Origin of the sequence: Halomonas sp. KG2 (assembly GCA_030440445.1) — a bacterium.
In the GTDB taxonomy this organism is placed as follows: domain Bacteria; phylum Pseudomonadota; class Gammaproteobacteria; order Pseudomonadales; family Halomonadaceae; genus Vreelandella.
Genome location: CP098528.1, coordinates 3,916,815 through 3,942,527, shown reverse-complemented (window position 1 = coordinate 3,942,527; position 25,713 = coordinate 3,916,815). Strand labels below are relative to the sequence as shown.

The following is a 25,713-nucleotide window of genomic DNA, read 5'->3' as shown; positions in this document are numbered from 1 at the left end:
AGGACGTCCCCATGCATAAACGTATAACAACGCCGTTACTGTTAGTGACCGCTTGCAGCCTTGCCGCTGTGGCGACTGCCCATGCGGCTGAATGGACCATGGCAACGCCTTATGGTGATGCAAGTTTCCATACCCAAAACAATAAACAGTTTGCAGAGGATGTGGCTGAGGCTACAAACGGTGACTTAACCATTACGGTGCACAGCGGTGGTTCTCTGGTCTCACATGGTGAAATTAAGCCGTCGGTGCGCCGCGGCACGATTGATGCTGGCGAAGTGTTCCTCTCCATTCTTTCCAATGATGATCCTATTTTCGAAGTGGATACGCTGCCAGGGGTAGCCGGTAGCTATGAAGATGCCTATGCCTTGTGGGAAGCCACTAAGCCGATGATTACTGAGCTATTTGCCTATGAAGGAATGGTGCCTTTGTATGCTGTCGCTTGGCCAGCGCAGGGCATTTACACCTCGGCACCGTTAACGGATCCCGGTCAGTTCGACGGCTTGCGGGTGCGTGCGCCAAATATTAATACTCAGCGTTTCGTCGATAACTTAGGTGGCAGCCCGACAGAAACCGAAGAGTCTGATATTCCTACCGCTTTTAGCACCGGACGTGTGGATGCCATGATTACGTCCAGTTCTACCGGCAACTCCATGGCAGCCTGGGACTATGTGACCGACTACACCGATGCCAACTTGTGGCTGCCTAAGAATATTGTGTTTATGAGTCAGCGCAGCTTTGATCGTTTAGATGAAGCTACCCAAGACGCGCTGATGGAAGCGGCTGCTCGGGCTGAAGAGCGTGGCTGGCAAATGAGCCGCGAGAACAATGAAACTAGCCTGGAGGCGCTGAAGGAGAATGGCATTTCAGTTTCTCAGCCTAACGAGGCGGTCTCAGCCGCTCTGCAAGCGGCGGGCGATGAGCTGTTTGCCGACTGGGAATCTCGTGCTGACGATGACGCAAAACAAGCCTTAGAGAGCTATCGCGAACAACGCGGTAACTGAGTCTTAACAACTAATGCTGGCTTTAAGGGCGGCTAATTGTGCCGCCCTTACCACCCACGCGCTCAATGAGACTGCGAACATGATGTTTAAATTCGACAAACTCTACCGCCTCGGTGCTTGGGGTGCTGCCGCGTGTATGGTGGCTATTTGTGCACTTATCGCACTGCAGGTCACGTTCCGGTTAGTAGATGCGTTGCTTGTTTTGGTTGGCCTTAGTCGGCTCGGCGTGAGTATCACCGGCGTTTCTGAGATGGCGTCTTATCTATTAGTCGGGGCAACGTTTCTCGGGCTTGCTTACACCTTTGTTCACCATGCGCATATTCGGGTGACGCTGCTTATCTCGCGTCTACCCTCTGCCATACGCGTCTGGTTTGAGGTGTTTGGGTTACTCATTGCGGTCGTGATCAGCCTTTTGCTGGCTTATGGCTTGATTGGGCTAGCAAGAGAGAGCCTTCAATATAACGATGTATCGTCAGGCTTTTTATCGATTCCCTTGTGGATACCGCAATCGGTATTAGTCGTTGGAGTAGGGCTCTTGGCATTGGCACTTCTGGAAGCCTTGTGGATAGCGCTGCGTATCGCTATCCACGATCCTGCGAGCTTCCGTGAAGCAACCGCCATCGACGACAACGAAGCGCATTAAGACGCTACCCAGGAGACACCTTCGTGCTATTACTTAGTTTGGCTACCATCTTCACCCTTGTGGTGCTGTTAGGCAGTGGCGTCTGGATTGCCTTTGCTCTGATTGGCACTGCTTGGGTTGCCCTTCAGTTTTTTAGTCCCTTCGACCCCGGCCCTATTCTTGCCTCGGATTTTTGGGGAGCAAGCTATGGTTGGGATTTAACGGCATTGCCGATGTTTATCTGGATGGGTGAGATTCTGTTTCGCTCAGGTCTTGCCGACAATATGTTTCGTGGCTTGTCGCCCTGGTTAAATCGCCTGCCAGGACGCTTGCTCCACACCAATATCATTGGCAGCGGCATGTTTGCTGCCGTATGTGGCTCTTCAGCGGCGACCTGTGCCACGGTGGGGAAAATGACCCTGCCGGAGCTAGAGCGACGCGGCTATGACAGCAACATGGCGATTGGTACATTGGCCAGCGCATCAACGCTAGGCTTGCTGATTCCGCCTTCCATCGTGCTGATTGTTTATGGCGTCGTGACTGAGCAGTCCATTACTCGGCTATTCATGGCAGGTATTGGGCCGGGGCTGATGATCTTAGCCATGTTTATGACCTATCTGGTGCTGTGGGCACTGCTGAAAGGTAACCGAAACGGGCTAACCGGTGCTGATGAATCGGGCATGAGCTTTGTTGAGAAGCTGCGCAATACCTGGTCGCTGGTGCCAATTCTGTTGCTGATTGGCGGTATTATCGTATCGATTTATGGTGGCCTAGCATCACCAACAGAAGCTGCCGCGGTAGGCGTTGTGCTGTCGATGGTCATTGCGCATTTTAATGGCCACTTTAATCGAGACATTTTTACCAGCTCGTTATTTGCCGCCGTACGTACCGCATGCATGATCGCTTTTATTATTGCTGGCGCGTCATTTCTGACCTCTGCGATGGGCTTTACTCAGGTGCCAATGCAGTTAGCTCGCACGATCGGTGAAATGGGGCTATCCCCCACGATGCTGCTAGTGGCCTTAACGGTGCTGCTGTTGATCATGGGCTGTTTTTTGGATGGTATTTCACTGATTCTGCTAGTCACAGCCATTATTATGCCCGTGGTTAGCGCCGCTGGATTTGATCTGATCTGGTTTGGTATCTATCTGGTGATTGTGGTTGAGATGTCGCAAATTACACCGCCAGTGGGTTTTAACCTATTTGTCATTCAAGGACTCACCGGTAAAGATATTGTCACCATCACGAAAGCCACACTGCCATTCTTCCTGCTGATGCTGCTGGCGATTGCTTTTATGCATCTCTTCCCTGAAATCGCCTTGTACCTGCCCCAGGCACTGAACAGATAGTAGACGACTAACGGTCAATCTTGGCCATGAATGGAGATGCCCCGGCGGCCAGAGCGTTTGATGAAATACATGCTCTGGTCGGCGGCATCTATCAGCTCTCGTTCATTACTGAAGTTGCCATCGCTTAAACACGCAATGCCCATAGAGGCAGTGATATACAGTGCTTCTTGGTCAATTTCCAACATCGGTTGCTCATTTAAATGCAGCGCAATGCGTTCGGCTAACTGTCTCGCGGTTTGGGCGGTCTCATCGGGCAATATAATTAAAAACTCTTCACCGCCATAGCGCCCAGCCAAGTCGCCTGAGCGAGTTAATGACGCGAGCGTTTTACCAAAACGTTCCAGAATTAAGTCGCCTGCCTGGTGGCCATATTGATCGTTAAGCACTTTGAAATGATCTAAATCGATAAACACCACTGACATTGTGCGGCCTTGCTCATTGCAAAGCGCAAAACGTTCCTGGAGTTGCTGCTCTAACCACGCACGGTTAGCCAATTGAGTGAGTGGGTCAATACGGCTGCGTTCTTCTAATGCAGAATTATGCAACTGTAGTGTGTCCAGCTGTTGTTGCTGAGCATCTAATCGTGCGGTGAGCGTCAAAGAGTGTTGATAGAGCAACTGTTGTGCGTCCGCCAGCAGTGTTTGGCTATCCACAGGCGCGGGTACGGTGAGATCCAAAATATCTGTTAATAAATCAATTTGTTCTGACAAGCGATGGAAAAGCGCTTCAATGACATTCGTAGGCAGTGTTTCTGTGACCGCTAACTGCCTAAGCAACATTGCTAAGGTGGTGCTTGGTTCAGGGCTGAGCCAAGCATCGGCAATTGGGCCGGATAAACGCAGGCAGAGTGTCGCCATGTCATCGGTTAAAAAACCGTCATGGCTTTGGTCAATAGCATGCACGATCGAGGGCGGTAGCCCCCACTTGGCGGCTAACCAAGCGCCAATCAGTGTATGGTCACTGCCAAAGTGGCGGCGTTCAGCGTTGACCAACTGTGCGTGAGACATTCTGCGTTCAGCGTATAGTGCCTCGGCCTCGTCTGGGTAGGTGGAGAGGATCGCCAAAATGCCTATATCTTGCAGTAGGGCAAGCGTGAATGCGCTGCCAACCTGTGTGGGGCAGAGTTGGTGAGCCAGCTTGCTTGCTACCACGGCGGCAACAATGGCGCGTCGCCATGTTTGCAGAGCCGCGTTCTCTGTGGGTGGCCAGGGAAACAGAGTGAAGCTCAATACAGTGGCGAGCGTTGCGTCTAATCCCAGTCGCTGGGTAGCTTCCAAACTGGTTTGTGCAGGATGAGCTGAACGCAGGTAGTGCACGCTATTCGCGGCCGCAATAAGGCGCGCCGTTAACCCAGGGTCGCGTTCAATAACGCGCGCATAGTCACTCAGAGAAGCTCGGGAGGAGCGCGCGATATCAAGCACTTGCATGGCAATACCAGGAAGCGAAGGTAGGCTAGCCGAGCGTAATAACGCATTACCAAGAAAACTGGGAAGCTCGCTAGTAAGCGAAGTATAAAGTGTTTCGTCTTCCGCTGAACGGCTCGTCATATTATCCCTCAACGTGCTGTCCAGCATAGCGAGCAGCCACTAAGTTATGTGCTAAATAATCAATTATAGCGTCTGCGTGTGTTAGCAGAGTCATAGATAGGCATGGTAAATCAGTAAAATAACTGTTTATGCTGTAGCCCGCTGCATTTTATTGCAACAGCTTATTACAACAGTGCTCTGTGGGCAGCTGCTCTACGATGACAAAAGTGAGTGCGCCAATGCACACCAGAAACGAAGCGTCGGAGATTTTCCGTCAGTTGGCGGAAGGTTTAGGGCGTAGCGGAAGACCTGACTTTTATACGACGCTTGTCGAGCAACTTGCCCAACTGCTTGGGATTGATCATGCGTTGATCGCTGTGGTCACCGAGGCGCATATGGCTACAACATTGGCCGTTTGGTCAAATAACGATCATCAGGAAAATATCGCTTATCCTCTCATGGGAACGCCTTGTGAAACGGTTGTAGGTAGAGAGCCTTGCTTGTATGCCTGCGATGTTCAGGCGCGCTTTCCTAAAGACGAGCTGCTCAGCCAACTGGGTGCAGAGAGTTACATGGGACTGCCTCTGTTTTCATCCGATGGCTCGGCCATTGGCATCTTGGCGGTGTTAAGTAATAAACCGATGCAGCTCGATGGGCTTGAAAACGAAATCTTGCGCATTGTGGCTGCTCAAGCGGGAGCCGAGCTTGGCCGCTGCCAAGCCGAGCAAGCACTTCGTCAAAGTGAAGAATTGGCCCGAGAGAGTGAGCGGCGTTTAAACACATTGCTTAATCACCTTCCTGGCATGGCCTACCGTTGCCTAAATGATCAACACTGGACGATGCAGTTGGTCAGCCAAGGGGCTGAGGCGCTCACGGGCTATCATCCGGACGAATTACAAGATAATCGACTCATCAGTTTTGCCTCCCTCATACACGAAGCCGATCAAAATCGCGTTCATCTAGCCGCACAACAGGCAATCCAGCAGCGTCAGCCGTATCGTGTGGTGTACCGATTGCGCCATCGGGACGGCAGTTACCGTTGGATGTGGGAGCAAGGGCAAGCTGTTATCGATGATGATGGCCATGTGGCTTATCTCGAGGGCTTTATCTCAGATGTGACCGACCAGCACGAATCACAACGCGTGCAGGATGCGGTGGTACAAGTAGCCTCTACAGTTACCTCACGCGTAGGAGACGATTACTTCCACCAGTTGATCATCACGTTAGCCACGTTATTAGAAGCAGATGCTGGATTTATCGCGTTACTGGATCAACCCGTTCCACAGCCTTTGGGAACATCTAATAAGATAAACGCTGTGCTACCCGCAACGGCAGCCCAGACCGTGAGTTTAGTCGCGAATGGTCAGTTAATAGATAACCAAACGTTTATGCTGCAGGGAACGCCTGCTGAAAGAGTCGTGTTTGAAGGCGAAAGCGTTGTTCAAAGTGGCCATGCGTTTACGCTGCCGGGAACCTCGTTAAGCACCCAGGCGTGGATAGGCCGCCGCTTGGATAATGCTAAGGGTGATGCCATTGGAGTGATGATGGTGTTTTATCAAACACCACTGACGACCAATGCGTTTGCAACTTCCGTGTTGAAAATTCTCTCTACGGGTGCTGCCGGTGAGCTAGAACGTCGCCGTGATCATCGTCACATGCAACGTCTTGCCTATACAGACAGCACAACAGGATTGCCTAATCGTGCGCGCTTTATGGAGCTATTGGCCAGTATGGGAAAAGAGGCATCTAGTCAGGGTGGCTCTCTTTCACTGCTGCTGCTGGATATCCGACGCTTTAAAGAGGTAAATGATTTACATGGCCACGAGGTAGGAGATCAGTTACTCGCAACCGTGGCCGAGCGCTTGCGGCAAGCTAGCCTATCTAAAAGCGCTGTTGCAAGACTTTCCGGTGATGAATTTACCGTACTGTTGCCCGGCATTGAGGATGTTCGCCTTCAAGAAGTGGTGTTTCAGTTATGCGAAATTATCAAACGCCCTATCCAGCTGGGGCATCGTCTTTTTAATCTCGATATCAGTATCGGGATTGCTAGTTATCCAAGCGATGTATCGGAGGCCGGTGAGCTGTTTAACGCAGCCAGTATCGCACTCCATCACGCAAAACGCCGTGAGAATAGCGTATGCCCCTATACACAAGCGATGCGTCAGACGCTGGAGCGTCGCCAATGGATGACCGAGCGCCTGCATCAAGCCATTACTGAGCGGCGCTTACAGCTTTATTTTCAACCGCAGTTCAGTCTTACGAGCAAAACATTGACGGGGGCTGAAGCGCTGTGCCGCTGGTTTGACCCTGAGTGGGGCTGGGTAAGCCCTAGCGAGTTTATTGCTTTGGCGGAAGAGCGTGGCTTGATTCGCATGCTGGGAGACTGGGTGCTAGAAGAAGCGGCACGTCAGTTAAGTGTTTGGCAGGCCGGTAATACGCCACTGCCAGGTAGGCTCTCCATCAATATTTCAGCGCAACAGTTTGCCGACCCACAGCTAACCGCACATGTGGCTAAGCTAACCGCCTGTGTCCCTCCAGGCACCATTGCGCTTGAACTCACTGAAAGTGACTTTATGCGTGATCCCGATCAGGCAGTCTCAATTACTCAGGCGATGCGTCAGGCTGGCTACGCGCTGTTTATTGATGACTTCGGTACGGGTTACTCATCGCTCTCGTATTTACGGCGCTTTGCTGCGGACGCGTTAAAAATAGACATTTCGTTTGTGCGTGACATGCTCGATAACCACCATGATCGGGCGATTGTGCAAACCATTATCGCTATGGCTGACACGCTTGATATGAAAACCCTTGCAGAAGGCGTTGAAAGCCCTGCCCAGGCTGATTTGCTCGCCAAAATGGGCTGCAGCGAAGCTCAGGGATACTGGTTTGGTCGTCCGCTACCCGCCGATGAGTTTGCCTCAATGTGGTTAACCCCTTAAGCCATTTTATTGACAGGTAGGGCGAGCAATTTCCATTCTCATCAATGGCGTCATCGTCCTGTCATCATCGTTGGCATACCCTACGCGCCGCCGAACTCGCGAAAAAAGGAGTGCCACATGCGCCTCGCTCTGTTTGATCTTGATGACACCCTCCTGGATGGAGACTGCAGCGACCGCTGGAATTTATGGATGATTGAGCAGGGGTGGATCAGTGATGCCGAGACCTTTATAGCCCGTGCCGAACAGATGCAGCAGGCTTATCACGCCGGTAAGTTAAAGCTAGAGGAGTACTTGGCAATGACCTTGGCGCCGCTGCGGGGCCGCCGAGTAATCGATGTACAAAAAGAAGTTGAGCGCTTTGTCGCTACCCATTTGCAGCCACGTATTTTTGATCAAGCATGGCGCTGCCTGGACGCGCACCGTCATTCAGGCGATACCCTCGTCCTCATTTCTGCGTCATCGCATCACTTGGTCGCGCCGATTGCGACGATGTTAGGGATTGAGCATGTGCTGGCGGTAGAGCTAAGTGTCGAACAAGCGGCAAGCGGGGCAAGCTACACCGGTCATAGCAAAGGCGTACTATCGTACCGTGGGGGGAAAGTAGTGCGTTTTCAGCAGTGGTTAACCGAGCAAAAAATTGCCCCTAGCCATACAACGTTCTACTCAGATTCCCGCAACGATATCCCGCTGCTGCAGTATGTCGACTGCCCAGTGGCGGTTAACCCTGATCCCGTGCTGGCGGAGGTGGCTAGTGTAGAAGGCTGGCAGCGCTTAGACTGGCGGATGGCAGCGTCGACAGACGCTTCATCGGTCAATGATTTGTCAGGAAAATCGGCGCATGCCTGATGCCTACTATTTACAGTTAACGGAACAGCTTCGTTATTTAATTACCCAGCATGCCACGCAGTGGGAAGGCAAATTGCCCGCTGAGCGAGCGTTGGCAGAGCGCTTCTCTACGACCCGGGTGACGTTGCGCCAAGCCTTAGCACAACTGGAAGGGGAAGGGCTTATTCATCGCAGCAATCGGCGTGGTTGGTTCATTTCACCCGCCCGGCTGATGTATGACCCCACCCGGGACGCAGGCTTTAACGACTATGTAGGCGCTCAGGGGCGGCAACCACGCACGGCGGTTCTCAAGCTGGAAACCCGCTCACATCCGGTGGCTGCCCGTGCCTTGGGGCTGCCCGATGACCAGCCGTTTCACCATATTCGCCGTCGCCGCTACGTGGATGATCGCGCTGTGCTGGTGGAGTCGCTTTGGGTGGTGCCAGAGCGTGCGCCAGAGTTGCTAGATATCTACAGCGGGCAATCACTTTGGGGGTTGTTAAGAGGGCGGTGGGGGCATCACTTGGCCAATCGCTCGATACGCATGGTGTCCGAAGCGCTGTCGCCATTAGATGCAGAAGAATTACTCGTTACCCCAGGCGCGGCAGGACTCAACATTTGCCGTGCCATTTTTGATGATCAACAGCGCCCCATCGAATATGACGAAGAGCACTGGTTGCACGATTCGTTATGCATCCGTGTTGAGCTGTCGGGCCAGCAGTAACAGGGTGACGGAGACAAGGGCGCTCACGAGATCCCATCCATACGCGTACATAACAACTTAAAAAATCAGTCAAACAAGCGTCATCGCACTGTCATCTAACGACGGCAAACTTCTGGTCTATACCAAAACGCTGGGAGCTTACCATGTTGAAACCTCGCCGTTTGTTCCAACCGACTCAGATTGCAGCTGCTCTGCTTGCAACGGCTGCTGTTGCCTTCACTTCTGCGGCTAGCGCCACTGAGCTAACGGTGTACACCGCCGTTGAGTCAGATGACCTGCAAAAATATGCCGAACGCTTCAATGCCGCCCATCCCGATATCACTATTAACTGGGTGCGAGATTCTACGGGGGTGATCACTGCGCGCTTGCTGGCGGAGAAAGATAACCCTCAGGCAGACGTCGTCTGGGGCTTAGCAGCCACCAGTCTGCTGGTGCTTGAAGAAGAGGGCATGTTGGAACGCTATGCGCCCGCAGGCGTTGAAAACCTTGATCCAAAATTTATTGATGCCGCTTACCGGGATGGTGAAGACCCAGCGTGGGTAGGCATGGATGCCTGGGTCGCGGCCATTTGCTACAACACTATTGAAGGCGAGCGTCAGGGCGTGCCCATGCCGACCTCCTGGGAAGACCTGACCCAGCCTGAGTTTGAGGGGCATGTGATTATGCCTAACCCTAACTCCTCCGGTACCGGCTATCTGGATGTAGCCAGCTGGATGCAGCTATGGGGCGAAGAGCAGGGCTGGGACTATATGGACCGTCTGCATAACAATATTTCCCGTTACACCCACTCCGGCTCTGCTCCTTGCAGCCTGGCGGCCACCGGTGAAGCAGCAGTCGGTGTATCGTTTGCCTTCCGTGGTGCACGGTTAAAATCTCAAGGCGCACCAATTGAAGTGATCTTCCCAGAAGAGGGGCTTGGCTGGGATATGGAAGCTGCCGCCATCGTTGCGGGTACCGCCAAACAAGAAGCTGCACAAACGCTGATGGATTGGGCCGTTTCCCGCGAGGCTAACGAACTCTATAACGAAGGCTACGCCGTGGTGGCCTATCCCGGTGTGGCACAGCCGATTGAAAACTATCCCGCTGACATTGCCGATCGCATGATTGATGCCGACTTCCAGTGGGCCGCGGTTAACCGCGAACGCGTGCTGGCTGAGTGGCAGCGCCGCTTCGACGGCAAAACCGAACAGTAAGCACGAACAGCTGCCCCGGCCAAGGCTGGGGCTTGGAGATGTTATGCAGACCACACTGACATCGCCGCTGACGGCTCACTCGGCGGCGAAACCCCTCTCATCCTCTGAGCACCTAAGCATAGATGGTGTCACCAAGCGCTTCGGTAGCTTTACCGCGCTGGACAACATTGCACTACAGATTCAGGAGGGCGAGTTTGTATGCTTTTTAGGGCCTTCTGGCTGTGGCAAAACAACCCTGTTGCGCACTATTGCAGGCCTAGCTCAGCAAACAGCAGGTAGCTTAATTCAGCGCGGCAAGGATATTTCCACGCTGCCCCCGCAGGCGCGGGATTTTGGCATCGTGTTCCAATCTTATGCGCTGTTTCCCAATCTGACGGTGTTCGACAACGTTGCCTACGGGTTACGCAACCGTCGCAGTGATCGAGCGATGATTGATGCCCGCGTGGCGGAGTTACTTGCGCTGGTTGATCTTAGCGGTAGCGAGCATAAATATCCTGCCGCGCTTTCTGGTGGGCAGCAGCAGCGGGTTGCGTTGGCGCGGGCGCTGGCTACTGAGCCCGGCCTGTTACTACTTGATGAACCGCTCTCAGCGCTGGATGCGAGGGTGCGCGGCCATTTGCGGCATCAGATCAAAGCCCTACAGGCGCGCCTTGGCGTGACCACCATTATGGTGACCCACGATCAAGAAGAAGCACTCACCATGGCTGATCGTATCGTAGTGATGAACCACGGGGTGATCGAACAAGTGGGCACGCCTGCCGAGATCTACCACCAGCCCGCTAGCGCTTTTGTGGCGTCATTTATCGGCACCATGAACTTTCTAGAGGTGACCGCACAGGCGAATAACCACGCGTTGCTGGGCACTATTTCATGCCCTTGTCTGCCGCACGCCTACGTGAAAGACCAAGCAGCTCAACTGGCCATTCGCCCCGAGGCGGTAGCGCTTAGTGCCAGCACCACCGGGCTGAGCGGTGATGTCATGGGCATTGAGTTTTTAGGTGCGTTTCAGCGGGTATCGCTGCGTCTTAACAATACCGAACAATGGTTGCTGGCTGATGTTCCCAGCCGTGATAGCGCCACACTAGGATTACAGCTAGGACAAACTTTAGGTGTCCATTTGCCTGCCGATGCTGCCCGCTTATATCCGGCAGGGAGCAACCAGTCATGAGGGCGAGTATATTTTCAGCGACGGCATCAACGCCTTCGCTGGAAGCATTGATACGCCTGATCGTGCTGCTAGCGGCTGTAGCGCTGTTAGTGTTCGGCCTGCTGTTTCCGCTATTTGCGATGCTGGTGAAAAGCCTGCAAGACCGCAGCGGCGACTTTATTGGGCTAGCTAACTTTGTGCAGTATTTTCAAACGCCAGCACTGGTCAACTCGATCGCCAATTCATTGCGCGTTGCGTTCACTACGACGGTGGTCGTCGCAGGGCTCGCCTTTTTATGCGCCTACGGCATTACCCGTACCTGCATGCCAGGCAAACGGCTGTTTCGCATGTTGGCGATTTTGCCCATTTTGGCACCCTCGTTGCTACCCGCCATTAGCTTGGTTTATCTGTTTGGTAACCAGGGGTTTTTGAGCGACGTGCTGGCAGGTCATTCGATTTATGGGCCGATTGGCATTGTGATGGGGATGAGTTTCTGGATTTTTCCCCATGCGCTAATGCTGCTAACCACTGCATTGACCAATAGCGATGCACGCCTCTATGAAGCAGCAGAAGCACTGGGCACGCCGAAGTGGCGTACATTTTTGACGATTACACTGCCCGGGGTGCGTTACGGGCTGATTTCATGTCTGTTCGTGGTCTTTACGCTGGCGATTACCGACTTTGGTGTGCCGAAAATTATTGGCGGCCAATTCAGTGTGCTCGCCACCGATGTGTATCGCCAAGTGGTGGGGCAGCAGAACTTTCAAATGGGCGCGGTGGTTAGCGTTATTCTTCTGATGCCTGCAGTGCTATCGTTCATCGTCGACCGCTGGATACAGAAACGCCAAGTGGCTCAGCTCTCGGCTCGGGCAGTACCCTGGCAGCCAACGCCTAGCCCGCTGCGAGACTGGACGTTTGCGCTGCTGTGCTATTCGGTCGCGGGCATTATTCTGCTGGTCATTGGTACCGCAGTGTATGCCTCGCTCATACAGTTTTGGCCCTATAACCTGTCGTTCACGCTGCAGCATTACACCTTTCAGGGCTTAGCCGGCGGTGGCTGGGGGGCGTGGTTTAACTCCCTCAAACTGGCCTTTAGCGTCGCGTTAGTGGGTACGCTGGTGATTTTCTTCAATGCGTGGCTGATTGAAAAGAGCGAAGGCTATCGCCCGCTGCGCCAAGGCCTGCATTTTATGGCCATGCTACCCATGGCGGTGCCGGGTATGGTGCTGGGCCTGGCTTATATCTTCTTTTTCAACCAGGCAGGTAACCCCCTTAACTGGCTTTACGGCACCATGGCGATTCTGGTGCTCAACACGCTTGTGCACTTTTATACGGTGTGTCACCTCACCTCTGTCACTGCGCTGAAACAGCTCGATCCGGAGTTTGAAGCCGTGGGGGCCTCGTTAAAAGTACCGTTCTGGACCACGTTTAGCCGCGTGACATTGCCGGTATCGCTGCCTGCCGTGCTGGATATTTCTGTCTACCTGTTCGTCAATGCGATGACGACAGTGTCTGCGGTAGTGTTCCTCTATAACAGCGATACGCGGCTTGCTTCAGTGGCGGTGCTGCATCTGGACGAGGCGGGCTATTTTGCTAGCGCCGCGGCCATGGCTGTGCTGATTTTCCTGACCTCGCTGGTGGTTAAACTGCTCCACACTGCGCTTACCCACGTTCTCTTAAACAACGCTCAGCGTTGGCGTCAGGCGGGCTAAACAGCCCGCTACGCCAGCGGCTAATGTGTGCTTATAATCTGGTATAGACCAAAATGATGAATCATTCACAAGTGCCTTATCTCTTAACCCCAGGGCCACTAACCACCTCCCACGCGACCAAAGCAGCCATGTTGCAGGACTGGGGCTCCTGGGATGACGACTTTAATCGCGTCACTGCCGATGTGCGTGCGCAACTGCTTGCCATGGCCGAGGCGACAAGCGACGTCTATGCCTGCGTGCCGATGCAAGGCAGCGGCACGTTCGCCGTTGAAAGTGCGCTGGCCTGCGCAACCGACCCCGACGGCAAGGTGTTGGTGTTAATGAACGGCGCTTACGGCAAGCGGGCTGCTCAACTGCTCGATATGATGGGCCGCCGTTATGTGACGCTGGACAAAGGTGACTACCTACCACCGCAACCCGACGAAGTGGCGGCACTGCTACAGCAAGATGCTGAAATTACCGCAGTGTTCCTAGTTCACTGCGAAACCAGCTCCGGCATTTTGAACCCGCTGGAAGCCATCGCTGAGGTGGTACGCGCTCACGGAAAAACGTTGATCGTGGACGCCATGAGCTCGTTTGGAGGCATACCGATCAGTCTGACAACAACGCCTATTGATGTGCTGATTTCCTCAGCCAATAAGTGCATCGAAGGCGTACCGGGTTTTGGTTTTGTGATCATTCGCCAGACGCTACTTGCTGCTGGTAAGGGGCGCGCCCACTCGCTGAGCCTAGATTTACACGGCCAGTGGGACTACATGGAACGCACCGGCCAGTGGCGATTTACCCCGCCCACGCATACGGTGGTGGCCTTTCAAGCGGCGCTTGCCCAGCATCGGGAAGAGGGTGGTGTGACGGGGCGCTGCGCACGCTATACCCATAACCGTAATGTGCTGGTAAAAGGCATGCGGGCGTTAGGTTTCAGCACGCTTTTAGAAGATGAGTGGCTATCGCCGATCATCACCACCTTTTTGAGCCCTAGCGACCCTGCGTTTGAATTTAAGACGTTCTATGCAGCGCTGAAGGCGCGTGGCTTTTTGATCTATCCGGGCAAGTTAACTGACGTCGACAGTTTTCGCATCGGCTGTATTGGCCAATTGGATGTGGCGGTAATTGAGCAGTTACTCAGCGTTATTCAAGACGCCCTAACGGATATGAATGTTTCTCTCTTCACTGAATCAAGGAGTGCCTGATGCACTATCAATCTCCTCAATGCCTACAGGCGGTGATTTGTGACTGGGCGGGTACGCTGGTCGATTTTGGCTCCTTCGCCCCGACCCAGATATTTGTCGAAGCCTTTGCCGAACTGGGTGTGGCGATCAGCCTAGAAGAAGCACGCGGCCCGATGGGCATGGGCAAATGGGATCATATCCACACGCTGTGCAATCAGCCTGAGATAGCCGAGCGCTTTCTCCAAGCAGTCGGCCACCTGCCGACTGATGCCGATGTGACGGCGCTTTATGAACGCTTTATGCCGCTGCAGATCGCCAAAATTGCCGATCATTCGGCGGTGATTCCTGGGGCGCTGGATACGCTCACTTGGTTGCGAGGGCAGGGGCTAAAGATCGGTTCGTGCTCCGGCTATCCGGCCGTGGTGATGGAAAAGGTGGTGGCGCTAGCCGCCGATAATGGCCTGAAGGTGGATCATGTGGTGGCCACCGATGAGGTACCCAACGGTCGCCCACACCCCGCCCAGGCGCTGGCCAATGTCATTGCGTTAGGCATCAGTGATGTTGCTGCCTGTATTAAGGTGGACGATACCGCCCCCGGACTACTTGAAGGGCGCAGTGCAGGAATGTGGACGGTCGCACTCACTTGCTCAGGCAACGCCTTGGGGCTGAGTTATGATCAGTATCAAGCGCTAAGCGATAACGAGCGTCATGCCGCCCACGAACGAGTAGCCGCACAGTTTGCTCCCTCAAAACCGCACTACAGCATTGCCACTATCGCCGAACTGCCAAGCGTTGTGGATGCCATTAATGTCCGTTTACAGCGAGGAGAGCGGCCTTGAGTCCAGCCGCACTGGCGTTAGTACTGTTTTCGGTGTGTATGCATGCTGGGTGGAACGTGCTGGGTAAGCGCAATGCGCCGTCGCTGGCCTTTTTTGCCTTGGCTTACGGGTCAGGCGGTGCGTTGTTGCTGCCGCTAGTGTGGCTTGGGCCATCATTAGCGGCGCTACCCAATGCATTTTGGGGATGGCTGGCGCTGTCAGGGCTGTGCCAAATGCTCTATATGGGTGGCTTAGCCTGGGCTTATGCACGTGGGGAAGTCAGCGTTCTCTATCCCATCGCTCGGGCGCTGCCGGTGGTGCTTGTGCCGCTCGTATCCATTGCGCTGCTCGGCAACCGTGCGTTGGATGTGGCGGATGGCATTGGCATGGCCTTGGTGGTGGCGGGGGCACTCTGCCTGCCGCTAAGCCACCCAGAGGCGCGCAGGCTATCGACCTATTTAACACCAGCCATGGGGTTTGCACTGTTGGCAGCCGCAGGCACGGTGGGCTATTCGCTGATAGATAAGCAGGCACTGGCGTTGATGCAGCTAGCCGGTCATAGCAGTTTAACCGCCGGCGCGGTGTTTATGGTGTTACAAGCAGTGATGACCTTAACCTGGGCGATTCCTCTGCTGATGCTGCTACCCACGGAGCGTCGCCGGTTGCCCGCCATCCGCCAGCAAGGCCTGGTGATGCTGGTCGTCACAGGGCTGATGATGACCTGCACGTATGGCTTGGTACTCATGGCCCTGGCACTAACCGACGAAGTGAGTTACGTCGTGGCGCTGCGCCAGCTCTCTATTCCGGTGGGGGTATTAATGGGTGTGCTGTGGCTAAAAGAGCCTGCATCGACGGCAAAAGCTGCTGGTACATTGATCATGTTAAGTGGGCTGCTGCTGGTGGCACTTTAAGCACGCGCTAGCTGACCGCTTGCCAGACTAGGTTGATTCCCACCAGGAACATGGCCAGGATCACGAGGCGGTAAAATAGCGCTTCGTTGACGCGGCTTTGCAGCCACAGCCCGTTGCGCACGCCGATCCAAGCGACGGGTACCAACAGCAACGACGCCCAGGCGCTGGTGACATTGATTTCACCCAGCCACATATACGGCGCTAGTTTGATCGCGTTGACTACGGCAAAGGTCACCGCGCAAGTGGCAATAAAGCTCTCTTTCGATAGTTTGCGCGGCAGGAGATAAACGTTTAGCGGCGGCGCGCCCGCATGGGCCATAAAGCTAGTAAAGCCGCAGACACTTGCCGCTGGCAGTGCCCAGCGGGTGGAGATCGGTTGCTTGGCAACGGGCTTAAGCAGCATGTAAGCGGCGAACAGCAAGGTGATAACGCCGAGCGTCAGACGTAAGCTCTGTTCGCTCAAGCTGCCAAACAGTAGCGTGCCCACCGTCACGCCGATAAACAGGCCCGGCACAAAGCGCCAGACTTCAGTGGCGTCCTGCTTGCCCCACCACGCCTTCACCGCAAACACGTCCATCACCAGCAGCAGCGGTAGCAGCAGACCTGCCGCTTGGGTGGGGCTGATGGCCAGCGCCATGAGTGGCACCGAGAGCGTGCCGAAACCACCCGCAAAACCGCCTTTTGAAACGCCGGTTAGGTAAACGGAAAATGCGATCAGCAGCCAGGCGATCACGGAGTAGTCGGGGAGCATACGCCTCTCTTGGTTATCAGTTCTCGGATGTCAGTGGTCAATAAAAAGCCCCGCAGAAGCGGGGCAAGATAGCATAGCATCCAATAAACGTTAGCGGGCGAAGTGTCGGCCTATCACACGTTCATTAACCACTCATGGTCGGGGTCGTTGTGAAATTTCCATGCCCGCTTGGGCCCCGCCATGACATTTAAGTAGTAGAGCGAGTAGCCATGAGAAGCGCCCACAGGGTGGTAGCCCTTGGGTACCAACACGCAGCAACCGTTCTCTACTGCCATGGTTTCGTCAAGGCTTCTGTCATCTGTGTAAACGCGCTGAAAGGCGAACCCTTGTTCAGGGTTAATCCGGTGGTAGTAGGTTTCTTCCAGGTAGGATTCGTGGGGTAAGTTATCCACATCGTGTTTATGTGGCGGGTAGCTAGACCAGTTACCCGCAGGTGTGAATACCTCAACCACTAGTAGGCTATCGGCGGGCTCGCTTTCCGGCAGAATATCGTGTACGTGGCGGGTATTAGTGCCCTGGCCACGGGTGCTCTGCTTGATGTTATCGGGGGAAATCAGCCTTGGGGCGTGATTGCCATGCCCAGGGGCAGCGCACACCGCTAGCTCTAAGTCTGTGGTCGCTTCCACCGCGTAGCTAACATGGTCAGGCAGATAAACCGCGTAGGGAGGGATCTGCTCAAAGATATCCATGCGCTTGCCGATGTCTTCAAAGCGGTGCTCGCCGCAGGTCACTGTGGCCCGCCCGGTGAGCAGCACCAGGCAGACTTCCTGGTTATCGCTGCTGGCCTCCAGGCGCTGGCCCTTGGTGAGTTTATGCACCCGAAAGCCAACGTGCGTCCAGCCAGCCGATTCAGGGGTAACGTCAATCACGGTGCCTTGGGCATCTGGGGCGGTGGGGCGTACCAGTAGTGAAGCCATATATCGCTCCTTCTGATGGCTAGCTGCTCGGTTGGCAGCTAGTCGTTGTCGATATGAAAGGTCTACACAGACCCGTTTGCGTCTGTTTAGGCCGAGGCGTCGAGCACAATTTTGCGACCTTCACGCAATGAAAGCTCCGCTGCATCGGCTAAGCGCAACGCCTCTAGGCCATCTTGGGCACCGGCGAGTGGCGCACGCTTCTCTTGCCAGGCGGCGACAAAGTCGCCAATTTCAAGTTGGTAGGCTTGGGCGTAGCGCTCCAGGAAGAACCACTTGGGTTTGTCTTCCACTTGGCCTGCTTCACCCGTAAAACGCAGCCGGGTATCGCTCTCGTTCTGGGCTTGCAGCATGCCTTGGCTGCCAAAGGCTTCGATACGCTGATCATAGCCGTAGCAGGCGCGCCGTGAGTTGCTGATTTGGCAAAGCTTGCCACTGGCGGTGGTCAGGGTGACCATGGCGGTATCCACATCACCTGCTTCACCAATCGCTGGGTCAATGATGCTACTACCGACGGCAAAGACACTTTCAATAGGCTCATCAAGCAACCAGCGAGCCATATCAAGATCATGAATCATCATGTCGCGGAACAGACCGCCGGATTCAGCCACATACTCAGCAGGCGGGGGAGAGGGGTCGCGGCTAATAATCGTCAGCGTTTCAAGTGCGCCAATACGCCCTTCGGTAATCGCTTTTTTCAATGCTGCAAACTGTGGGTCGTGGCGACGGTTAAAGCCTAACGCACAGGTCACCGGGTGTTCGCTAAGTACCTGTAGGGCATCGCGCGTGCGCGCTAAATCCAGGGCGATAGGTTTCTCGCACAGAACCGCCTTGCCTGCACGGGCGGCACGCTCCAGATACTCCGCATGAGTAGGTGTGCTTGAGGCGATCAGCACGGCATCAATCTCATCATCTGCGAAGATTTCATCCACAGAGGCTGCTCGGCTAGCGTACTGCTTGGCCAGAGCTTCTGCGGCAGGCTGATGAAAATCAGCCACGGCAACCAGCGTCACGTTGGGGTGTGAATAAATGGCCTGGGCATGCACTTTGCCGATGCGCCCAGCGCCGATAAGCGCGAGTTTCATAAGCACTCCTGTTTTGTTGTTGCTGTTGGCTTGGTGTTTATGTCTTACGTTTTTTAGTTGAGGCTTTTTCCTGGGCTTTGTCTCGGGATTTGTCTTGTCGCACGCCCAGTGCAATTGCCAAGGCTTGGGTTAAGCAGAGCGATGCGGTCAAGCCGCGAAAACTTTTCACTTCAGCTTCGTTAACCACGAAAGTAACATCCGCGAAACGCGCCAGTGGGCTGAGGCTTGAATCAGTAATCACCACAATGGGTAAACCGCGCTGATGGGCGTCTTCGCAGGCTTTTTGGCTCTCTTCGGCATAGGGAGAGAAGCTGATGGTCAGTAGGGCGTCATGTTGGCTCATCGCGCGCAGTTGCTCGCCGTACATTCCCCCCAAACCACTGACCAGCAGCGCAGGTTTATCCACATGCGCCAGGGCATAGGTCATGTAGCTGGCGACCATGAAGCTACGTCGTGCGCCCATCACATGAATCGCATGGGCCTTTTCAAAAATGTCTAGCGCCTTCTCTAGGCTCTCTGGATCAATACGGCTGGGTAACTGCTCAAGCACGGCGCGGTTGGCGTCAGCGAACTCCCATAATAGTTGGGTGCTATCAGGTGTTTCTCCGGTGGCGCTGCGTACTGCACGAATTCGCTCGGTGTAGTTAGGCAACTCATCGACCAGGCGGCTGCGAAACAGCTGCTGCATTTCGGAAAAGCCTTTAAAGCCCAAGCTATTGGCCAAGCGAATTAAGGTGGATGGCGTGACATCCGCCTGTTCGGCAATTTTGGCCACGGTCGCTAAAGCAACTTCCTGAGGGTGATCAAGCATAAAGCGCGCGGTTTGCTGTAAGCGTTTGCTCAGTGTGGCGTACTCGGCGGTGATCAGCGTTTCCAACTCACGGTAGCTCTGTGGTGGTTGTGGCATACAAATTCCTTCGCGTTGGCCCATCTAGCACCCTTCTGCTTATGTACTAGTGGATATGCAGTACTGAGCAAAGTGACTCGTTGCTGTGCAGTCTAGTTGATTGGAATAAATATTCCATTTATACCAAAGTATAGAATAAATAATTTGCTATAACCGATGTTTGGAATCTATATTTCATAACGCCAAGGCATTTAATGCCACTTCCCTACCAACAACGATAACGTTATGAGGAATTATTTATGGCACGTCTATCTCAATGGCTTCTAGCCTCTGCCGCCGCCACGGCATTAATGGCAGGTGCCGTACAAGCACAAGAAACAGAGCAAGAAGAGAGCCGTTTCGTCATGGTGACCCATGGCGTTCCCTCTGATCCTTTCTGGTCGGTAGTGAAAAACGGCGCAGAAGCCGCCGCCGAAACCGTCGGGGCTAGCCTGGAGTATCGCGCGCCTTCCACCTTTGACATGGCCAAAATGCAGCAGCTTGTTCAAGCGGCGGTGGCGTCGAACCCTGATGGTCTGATCCTTTCTTTCACTGACGAAAATGCCCTGGGTGGCGCTGTCCAAAATGCTGTCGATAACGGCATACCCGTCATCACCATTAACTCCGGTGGCGATGTGGCAAGGGATTATGGTGCCCGGCTGCACGTTGGGCAAAGTGAGTATGAAGCAGGTAAGCAGGCTGCTGAGCGCATGCAGGAAATGGGCGTTGAGAAAGGCGTCTGCGTTAACCATGAACAAGGCAACCAAGGACTGGACCAGCGCTGTGATGGTTTTGTCGACGGCTTCGATGGCAATGCTGAGCAGCTAGCGACCACTTACGACCCCACCAATATTCGCAATGCCATTGTCGCTTACCTTAATGAGAACAGTGATGTACGTGGTGTGCTGACTTTGGGTGCATTGGCCGCTGATCCGATGATTCGGGCCATGCGTGAGCAGGGGGCAACCGATATGTTCACCCTTGGTACTTTTGATCTTTCACCCGGTATTTTGGAAGCCTTGGATGCGGGTGAACTGGACTTTGCGATCGACCAACAGCAGTACATGCAGGGCTATTTACCTGTCATGTTCCTAGATCAGTTCGTCAAGAACGGTCTGCTGCCCGCAGGGGATGTTGCCACCGGCCCTGGATTTGTTACTCAAGAAAACGCTGCTCAGGTCATTGAGCTGAGTAGTCAGGGCATCCGCTGATAACTACCTAATCGGAAAAGGCTCGGCGGTGTCGAGCCTTGGGAGTCGATCGCTATGAATTCCACTGAAACGAAACCATCGGTTGCGCCAGCAGCGGCTGATCAAGATGAGCGTATCCAGAGAGTCTCTTTCTGGAAGAAAGCGCTTAATCGCCCGGAGTTGGGGGCGCTGGCCGGTGCCGTGTTGGTGCTTGCCTTCTTTATCGCTGCCTCCAGCGGCACCGGAATGTTTACCCCAGCGGGTATTATTAATTTTCTTGAAGTCGCCGCTCAGCTCGGCATTATCGCCACGGCGGCCGCGTTGCTGATGATCGGCGGAGAGTTTGATCTTTCGATTGGCTCGATGATTGGCCTGGCAGGCATTCTGATTGCCATCCCCGCGGTGGAGTATGGCTGGCCGCTATGGGCCGCAATTCTATTGGCGTTCGCCTGTGCGGGTCTGGTGGGCTGGATTAACGGTAATCTGGTCAATAAAACAGGCTTGCCGTCATTTATCGTTACCCTGGGCTTCCTGTTCATTCTGCGCGGCCTGGCTATCGGTACTAGCCGGTTGTTGACGGGGCGTACTCAGGTAGGAGGAGTGCAGGATCATATCCCCGGAGATTGGTTTGCGGCGCTTTTCTCTGGAGAAGTCGCGACGGGCCTATTTAGCTGGATGGCAGCAAATGGCTGGATGGCGACCAACTTTGCGGGCAACCCCACGGTCACCGGTATTCCCGTCTCGATTGTCTGGTGGCTGGGCTTAACCGCTGTAGCGACTTGGGTACTGCTGTGCACGCCTTACGGCAACTGGATATTCGCTAGCGGTGGCGATGCCAATGCGGCGCGCAATTCAGGCGTCCCCGTCCAGCGCGTCAAGATTTCACTGTTTATGTTTACCGCTTTCTCCGCCACCATCTTTGCCTGCATACAGGTGATGGATACCGGCTCGGCGGACACCATCCGCGGCCTACTAAAAGAACTTGAAGCCATTATTGCGGTGGTAATTGGTGGCGCTTTGCTGACCGGTGGTTATGGCTCCGCTATCGGCGCAGCTCTAGGCGCACTGATCTTTGGCATGGTGCAAATGGGCATTTTTTACACCGGCGTTAATACCGACTGGTTCCAGGTTTTCCTGGGCGTGATGTTGCTGGTGGCGGTGCTATTCAACAATTACATGCGCAAAAAGGCGATGGAGGCCAAATAACATGACCACACGTACGCCAATGATTGAAATGCGCAGTGTCAGCAAACACTTCGGCAGTGTTATCGCCTTAAGTGATATCTCGATGCAGGTCTACTCCGGTGAGGTTATGTGCCTGCTAGGGGATAACGGTGCTGGCAAGTCAACGTTGATTAAAACCCTTTCCGGTGTTCACCAGCCCACCCACGGCGAAATGCTACTGGATGGCAAACCCGCTCGTTTCAAGTCCCCAGCTTATGCATTAGACGCTGGTATCGCGACCGTTTTCCAGGATCTGGCAATGGTGCCGTTGATGTCGATTACCCGTAACTTTTTTATGGGGCGCGAACCGACGGTGGGCTGGGGGCCTTTAAAGCGGATTGATTGGAAATATGCCGACCGGGTTGCCAAAGAGGAAATGGCTAAAATCGGTATTGATGTACGCGACCCAAGCCAGCCGGTGGGCACGCTTTCTGGTGGGGAGCGCCAGTGTGTGGCGATTGCTCGTGCCGTCTACTTTGGTGCCAAAGTGCTGATTCTGGATGAGCCCACGTCCGCGCTTGGGGTCAAGCAGGCGTCTGTTGTACTGCGCTACATTGCCAAAGCCCGCGCCGATGGCCTGGCGGTTATCTTTATTACCCACAACGTCCACCATGCTTACCCAGTGGCGGATGCGTTCACCCTATTGTCACGCGGCGGTAGTTTGGGCTCCTTCCGCAAAGAAGAAGTCAGCCGCGAAGAAGTGCTCAACATGATGGCGGGTGGCGCTGAGCTTGAAAGCCTGGATGCAGAGCTTGCGGAATTCCAGCGGGAAGATAAAGCCAAGAAGGCCAGCTTAGCCGACCAAGACACTCAGCCTGCCGATGCAAGCAGTGCAGAGCAATCTTCACCGCGAGCGGCAAGCGGTTATTAAGGAAGCATGATGAATAAGTTGTCCCCATCATCGCCGTTCACGCTGGCTGTCTGTGCTGAAATGATCTTCTGCGATTTGCCGATGCTGGAACGCGTTAAGCATATTTCTGAACTGGGCTTTCAAGTCGAAATCTGGGACTGGACGAAGCACGACATTGACGCGCTGGCCAATAGCGGGGCGACGTTTTCGTCCATGACCGGCTATGTCACCGGCACCCTGGCAGATGCCCCCGGGGCAGATGAATTGCTACGCACCGCCGCTGAGTCGGTTGAGGTAGCAAAGCGCCTTGGCATTCCGCGCCTTAACCTTCACGGCACCGGGCTAGATGGTAATGGGTTGCCCGTTCAGCCTTGCCAGCAGATGACGGGCGCTATGTGGCTAAAAGCCCGCGAAACGCTCAATCGGCTGGCAGATCTCGGCGAGCAGCACGGTGTCACCTTCGTGCTTGAAAACCTTAATACCGAGGTTGATCACCCCGGCGTGCCGTTTGCTCGCCTGGAAGATGTGCTTGCGCTGGTGGAGAGTATCGACCGGCCTAGCTTGCGCATCATGCTAGACGTTTATCACGCCCAAATTGGCGAAGGTAATCTGATTGAATTGATTCGCCGCTGCGGGCCGTACATTGGTGAAGTGCAGGTAGCCGATGTGCCTGGGCGCTGCGAACCGGGGACTGGCGAGATTAACTACCCGGCCATTGCTCAAGCGCTGAACGACATAGGCTATCGCGGCACGGTGGGGTTAGAAGGTTGGGCCTCTGGCGATGACGGCCTCGCCCTTGATCGATTCCGTGCTGCCTTCTCCTTTTAGGCAAGCCTCATCGATAGCCACCCAAGACGCTTTTATGCCCAGCGCCCTCTTTTGCCCGATACCACGAATTTGTGACGTGGGGAGACATTTATGCTGAATAACAATAGTCAACACCGGCCGCTAGACCTGATTTGCCTGGGACGTGTGGCGGTCGACCTGTACGCCGAGCAGATTGGCAGCCGTTTAGAAGACGTGGCGAGCTTTGCCAAGTACCTAGGTGGCAGCTCGGGCAATATGGCTTACGGCACCGCTCGTTTAGGATTGAAGTCTGCCATGCTCTCGCGGGTCGGCGATGAACAAATGGGCAACTTTGTTCGCGAGGAATTAGCACGAGTGGGGGTGGATACCTCTGCGCTACAAACCGACCCTGAGCGCCACACCGGCTTGGTGCTGCTGGCGTTAAAAGATCGCGAAAGCTTCCCGCTGCTATTTTACCGCCGCGACTGTGCCGATATGGCCATCGATGCCGACGCCATCGACCCTGAATTTATCGCTCGGGCCAAGGCGCTGGCGATTACCGGCACCCACCTTTCTACCGATACCACTCGCCGGGCGTGCCGCAAAGCACTGGACGCTGCCGCCCAGCATGACGTGAAGCGGGTGTTGGATATCGACTACCGCCCCGTGCTGTGGGGGCTGACCAACCCCGGCGATGGCGAAACCCGCTTTATCGCCGATGATGAAGTGACCACCGGCCTGCAGCGCTGGCTGCCAGATTTTGACCTGATTGTGGGCACCGAAGAGGAGTTTCATATTGCCGGTGGCAGCACCGACACCTTAACGGCCCTGCGCGCGGTGCGTGAGGTTAGCCAGGCGACCCTGGTATGCAAGCTGGGCCCCATGGGCTGTGTCGTGTTTGAAGGGGCGATTCCTGACCGCATTGAAGATGGCATTCTGGTCAAGGGCGTTCAGGTCGAAGTACTCAATGTACTGGGCGCTGGCGATGCCTTTATGAGTGGGCTGCTACGTGGCTGGCTACGCAATGAATCCTGGCAAACCAGTGCCAGCTATGCCAATGCCTGCGGCGCGCTGGTGGTCTCCCGCCACGGCTGTGCCCCCGCCATGCCCACCGAAGACGAGTTATTTGATTACTTGGCGCGCCGGGATGAGGTACCCCGTCCGGATATCGATCAACGCCTGAATCATCTGCACCGCGTCACTACCCGGGTGCCCGTTCAATGGCCCGAAGTGCTGGGGTTAGCATTTGATCATCGTCGCCAGCTTACCGATATGGCCCGCGAAGAGCATGCCAACAGCGCGCGGCTGCCAGCACTCAAAAAACTCTTGGTCAGCGCCGCTGAAGAGGGCGCCAAGCTGGGCGGTATCTCCACTCCCGCGATCCTGGTTGATGACGTGCTGGGTCAGGACGCGCTCAATCATGCCAGTGGAAAAGGCTGGTGGATTGGTCGACCGGTAGAGCTGCCAGGCTCACGCCCGCTGCGTTTCCAGCATGGCGATGACTTAGGTGCCTGCCTACGCAACTGGCCTAGAGAACAGATCATTAAATGCTTGGTGTTTTACCACCCTGACGATGAACTCTCACTGCGCCTGGAGCAGGAAGAGCGTCTGCGCCAGCTCTATCAGGCGGCCTGTGCTTATGGGCTGGAGTTGCTGATTGAGATAATCCCTCCCGCTGATATGCCAAGCGATAACACGACGCTACCGCGCAGCCTTCAGCGGCTCTACAACCTAGGCATTCGCCCAGACTGGTGGAAGCTACCCTCAATGACGGATGTTGCCTGGCAGGCGGTGGGCGAGACGATTGAGCGCGAGGATGCTTACTGCCGTGGGGTTGTACTGCTCGGACTCGACGCCCCTATGGACGACATGAAACGCGGCTTTGAAGCAGCCGCCAATCATGCCTGCTGTAAGGGTTTCACCGTTGGCCGCACGCTATTTGCCAGTGCGAGTCGTGATTGGCTGGCCGGGCGTATCGACGACGCTAGTTTGGTAGAGCGCGTCGCCCAGAACTATGCCGAACTGATAACGGCGTGGCGGCAATTAAGGCAGGCGCAGCCGCAAACGCTGGCCCACACCGAGGAGGCGTAA

General features: G+C 54.8%; 22 protein-coding genes. 17 read left to right on the top strand and 5 right to left on the bottom strand.

Annotated features, from left to right (window positions below):
• Positions 1-11: 11 nt before the first annotated feature.
• From NDQ72_18140 to NDQ72_18130, 3 genes are all read left to right on the top strand, one after another.
• Positions 12-1,001, top strand: coding sequence for a TRAP transporter substrate-binding protein (locus NDQ72_18140; protein ID WKD27936.1), 990 nt, complete (start codon positions 12-14; stop codon positions 999-1,001).
• 79 nt (positions 1,002-1,080) lie between these two features.
• Positions 1,081-1,644: a TRAP transporter small permease gene (locus tag NDQ72_18135; GenBank protein WKD27935.1), complete on the top strand. Its 564-nt coding sequence runs from the start codon at positions 1,081-1,083 to the stop codon at positions 1,642-1,644.
• A gap of 23 nt (positions 1,645-1,667) precedes the next feature.
• Positions 1,668-2,972 carry a TRAP transporter large permease subunit gene (locus NDQ72_18130; protein ID WKD27934.1) on the top strand — a complete coding sequence of 435 codons (1,305 nt, stop codon included), beginning with the start codon at positions 1,668-1,670 and terminating at the stop codon, positions 2,970-2,972.
• Positions 2,973-2,986: 14 nt separating this feature from the next.
• On the opposite strand, the gene NDQ72_18125 is transcribed toward NDQ72_18130, so the two are convergent.
• Entirely contained in the window at positions 2,987-4,519 is a 1,533-nt protein-coding gene (locus tag NDQ72_18125) for a GGDEF domain-containing protein (GenBank protein ID WKD27933.1), read from the bottom strand.
• A gap of 218 nt (positions 4,520-4,737) precedes the next feature.
• Here NDQ72_18125 and NDQ72_18120 point away from each other — a divergent pair, with 218 nt between their 5' ends.
• The 9 genes from NDQ72_18120 to NDQ72_18080 all read left to right on the top strand — a co-directional run bounded on the left by NDQ72_18120 (position 4,738) and on the right by NDQ72_18080 (position 15,936).
• Positions 4,738-7,437 (top strand): EAL domain-containing protein, encoded by a 2,700-nt coding sequence (locus NDQ72_18120; GenBank protein ID WKD27932.1) that lies wholly within the window; start codon positions 4,738-4,740, stop codon positions 7,435-7,437.
• 117 nt (positions 7,438-7,554) lie between these two features.
• Positions 7,555-8,283 carry an HAD-IB family hydrolase gene (locus tag NDQ72_18115; protein ID WKD27931.1) on the top strand — a complete coding sequence of 243 codons (729 nt, stop codon included), beginning with the start codon at positions 7,555-7,557 and terminating at the stop codon, positions 8,281-8,283.
• The gene (locus tag NDQ72_18110; GenBank protein WKD27930.1) at positions 8,276-8,986 is read left to right on the top strand and encodes a GntR family transcriptional regulator; all 711 of its coding nucleotides are present in this window, start codon (positions 8,276-8,278) and stop codon (positions 8,984-8,986) included. Before NDQ72_18115 ends, NDQ72_18110 begins: the two co-directional genes overlap by 8 nt.
• A gap of 143 nt (positions 8,987-9,129) precedes the next feature.
• The gene (locus NDQ72_18105; GenBank protein ID WKD27929.1) at positions 9,130-10,179 is read left to right on the top strand and encodes a putative 2-aminoethylphosphonate ABC transporter substrate-binding protein; all 1,050 of its coding nucleotides are present in this window, start codon (positions 9,130-9,132) and stop codon (positions 10,177-10,179) included.
• Between the two features lie 43 nt (positions 10,180-10,222).
• Positions 10,223-11,347 (top strand): putative 2-aminoethylphosphonate ABC transporter ATP-binding protein, encoded by a 1,125-nt coding sequence (locus NDQ72_18100; protein WKD27928.1) that lies wholly within the window; start codon positions 10,223-10,225, stop codon positions 11,345-11,347.
• Complete coding sequence (locus NDQ72_18095; protein WKD27927.1) at positions 11,344-13,038, top strand: putative 2-aminoethylphosphonate ABC transporter permease subunit; 1,695 nt, start codon at positions 11,344-11,346, stop codon at positions 13,036-13,038. Before NDQ72_18100 ends, NDQ72_18095 begins: the two co-directional genes overlap by 4 nt.
• 53 nt (positions 13,039-13,091) lie before the next feature.
• Entirely contained in the window at positions 13,092-14,228 is a 1,137-nt protein-coding gene (locus NDQ72_18090; protein WKD27926.1) for a 2-aminoethylphosphonate--pyruvate transaminase, read from the top strand.
• Positions 14,228-15,046 (top strand): phosphonoacetaldehyde hydrolase, encoded by an 819-nt coding sequence (locus NDQ72_18085; GenBank protein WKD27925.1) that lies wholly within the window; start codon positions 14,228-14,230, stop codon positions 15,044-15,046. The genes NDQ72_18090 and NDQ72_18085 overlap by 1 nt, the downstream gene beginning before the upstream one ends.
• A complete protein-coding gene (locus NDQ72_18080; protein ID WKD27924.1) occupies positions 15,043-15,936 on the top strand; it encodes a drug/metabolite transporter in 894 nt (297 codons plus the stop codon). The genes NDQ72_18085 and NDQ72_18080 overlap by 4 nt, the downstream gene beginning before the upstream one ends.
• A 7-nt stretch (positions 15,937-15,943) precedes the next feature.
• Here NDQ72_18080 and NDQ72_18075 read toward each other — a convergent pair whose 3' ends face one another.
• The 4 genes from NDQ72_18075 to NDQ72_18060 form a co-directional block, all read right to left on the bottom strand.
• Positions 15,944-16,687: a sulfite exporter TauE/SafE family protein gene (locus NDQ72_18075; protein WKD27923.1), complete on the bottom strand. Its 744-nt coding sequence runs from the start codon at positions 16,685-16,687 to the stop codon at positions 15,944-15,946.
• Between the two features lie 113 nt (positions 16,688-16,800).
• Positions 16,801-17,604 carry a 5-deoxy-glucuronate isomerase gene (gene iolB, locus NDQ72_18070; GenBank protein ID WKD27922.1) on the bottom strand — a complete coding sequence of 268 codons (804 nt, stop codon included), beginning with the start codon at positions 17,602-17,604 and terminating at the stop codon, positions 16,801-16,803.
• An 86-nt stretch (positions 17,605-17,690) separates the two neighbouring features.
• Entirely contained in the window at positions 17,691-18,686 is a 996-nt protein-coding gene (gene iolG / locus NDQ72_18065; protein ID WKD27921.1) for an inositol 2-dehydrogenase, read from the bottom strand.
• Between the two features lie 37 nt (positions 18,687-18,723).
• Entirely contained in the window at positions 18,724-19,593 is an 870-nt protein-coding gene (locus tag NDQ72_18060) for a MurR/RpiR family transcriptional regulator (GenBank protein WKD27920.1), read from the bottom strand.
• Between the two features lie 239 nt (positions 19,594-19,832).
• Between NDQ72_18060 and NDQ72_18055 the strand changes: the two genes are divergently transcribed.
• The 5 genes from NDQ72_18055 (at position 19,833) to iolC (ending at position 25,713) form a co-directional block, all read left to right on the top strand.
• Entirely contained in the window at positions 19,833-20,783 is a 951-nt protein-coding gene (locus tag NDQ72_18055) for a sugar ABC transporter substrate-binding protein (GenBank protein WKD27919.1), read from the top strand.
• 54 nt (positions 20,784-20,837) lie between these two features.
• Positions 20,838-21,968 (top strand): ABC transporter permease, encoded by a 1,131-nt coding sequence (locus NDQ72_18050; GenBank protein WKD27918.1) that lies wholly within the window; start codon positions 20,838-20,840, stop codon positions 21,966-21,968.
• A 1-nt stretch (position 21,969) separates the two neighbouring features.
• The gene (locus NDQ72_18045) at positions 21,970-22,857 is read left to right on the top strand and encodes an ATP-binding cassette domain-containing protein (GenBank protein ID WKD27917.1); all 888 of its coding nucleotides are present in this window, start codon (positions 21,970-21,972) and stop codon (positions 22,855-22,857) included.
• Positions 22,858-22,863: 6 nt separating this feature from the next.
• Positions 22,864-23,664, top strand: a complete 801-nt coding sequence (locus NDQ72_18040) for a TIM barrel protein (GenBank protein ID WKD27916.1) — start codon at positions 22,864-22,866, stop codon at positions 23,662-23,664.
• 90 nt (positions 23,665-23,754) lie between these two features.
• Positions 23,755-25,713, top strand: a complete 1,959-nt coding sequence (iolC, locus tag NDQ72_18035; GenBank protein ID WKD27915.1) for a 5-dehydro-2-deoxygluconokinase — start codon at positions 23,755-23,757, stop codon at positions 25,711-25,713.

Excerpts from the sequence above, each read along its gene's own strand:
- NDQ72_18055 (WKD27919.1), top strand. The coding sequence starts at position 19,833 with ATGGCACGTCTATCTCAATGGCTTCTAGCCTCTGCCGCCGCCACGGCA.
- NDQ72_18100 (WKD27928.1), top strand. The coding sequence starts at position 10,223 with ATGCAGACCACACTGACATCGCCGCTGACGGCTCACTCGGCGGCGAAA.
- iolB (WKD27922.1), bottom strand. The coding sequence starts at position 17,604 with ATGGCTTCACTACTGGTACGCCCCACCGCCCCAGATGCCCAAGGCACC.
- NDQ72_18040 (WKD27916.1), top strand. The coding sequence starts at position 22,864 with ATGATGAATAAGTTGTCCCCATCATCGCCGTTCACGCTGGCTGTCTGT.
- NDQ72_18120 (WKD27932.1), top strand. The coding sequence starts at position 4,738 with ATGCACACCAGAAACGAAGCGTCGGAGATTTTCCGTCAGTTGGCGGAA.
- NDQ72_18140 (WKD27936.1), top strand. The coding sequence starts at position 12 with ATGCATAAACGTATAACAACGCCGTTACTGTTAGTGACCGCTTGCAGC.
- NDQ72_18085 (WKD27925.1), top strand. The coding sequence starts at position 14,228 with ATGCACTATCAATCTCCTCAATGCCTACAGGCGGTGATTTGTGACTGG.
- NDQ72_18045 (WKD27917.1), top strand. The coding sequence starts at position 21,970 with ATGACCACACGTACGCCAATGATTGAAATGCGCAGTGTCAGCAAACAC.
- NDQ72_18090 (WKD27926.1), top strand. The coding sequence starts at position 13,092 with ATGATGAATCATTCACAAGTGCCTTATCTCTTAACCCCAGGGCCACTA.
- NDQ72_18050 (WKD27918.1), top strand. The coding sequence starts at position 20,838 with ATGAATTCCACTGAAACGAAACCATCGGTTGCGCCAGCAGCGGCTGAT.
- NDQ72_18125 (WKD27933.1), bottom strand. The coding sequence starts at position 4,519 with ATGACGAGCCGTTCAGCGGAAGACGAAACACTTTATACTTCGCTTACT.
- NDQ72_18135 (WKD27935.1), top strand. The coding sequence starts at position 1,081 with ATGATGTTTAAATTCGACAAACTCTACCGCCTCGGTGCTTGGGGTGCT.
- NDQ72_18105 (WKD27929.1), top strand. The coding sequence starts at position 9,130 with ATGTTGAAACCTCGCCGTTTGTTCCAACCGACTCAGATTGCAGCTGCT.
- NDQ72_18060 (WKD27920.1), bottom strand. The coding sequence starts at position 19,593 with ATGCCACAACCACCACAGAGCTACCGTGAGTTGGAAACGCTGATCACC.
- iolG (WKD27921.1), bottom strand. The coding sequence starts at position 18,686 with ATGAAACTCGCGCTTATCGGCGCTGGGCGCATCGGCAAAGTGCATGCC.
- iolC (WKD27915.1), top strand. The coding sequence starts at position 23,755 with ATGCTGAATAACAATAGTCAACACCGGCCGCTAGACCTGATTTGCCTG.
- NDQ72_18075 (WKD27923.1), bottom strand. The coding sequence starts at position 16,687 with ATGCTCCCCGACTACTCCGTGATCGCCTGGCTGCTGATCGCATTTTCC.
- NDQ72_18110 (WKD27930.1), top strand. The coding sequence starts at position 8,276 with ATGCCTGATGCCTACTATTTACAGTTAACGGAACAGCTTCGTTATTTA.
- NDQ72_18095 (WKD27927.1), top strand. The coding sequence starts at position 11,344 with ATGAGGGCGAGTATATTTTCAGCGACGGCATCAACGCCTTCGCTGGAA.
- NDQ72_18115 (WKD27931.1), top strand. The coding sequence starts at position 7,555 with ATGCGCCTCGCTCTGTTTGATCTTGATGACACCCTCCTGGATGGAGAC.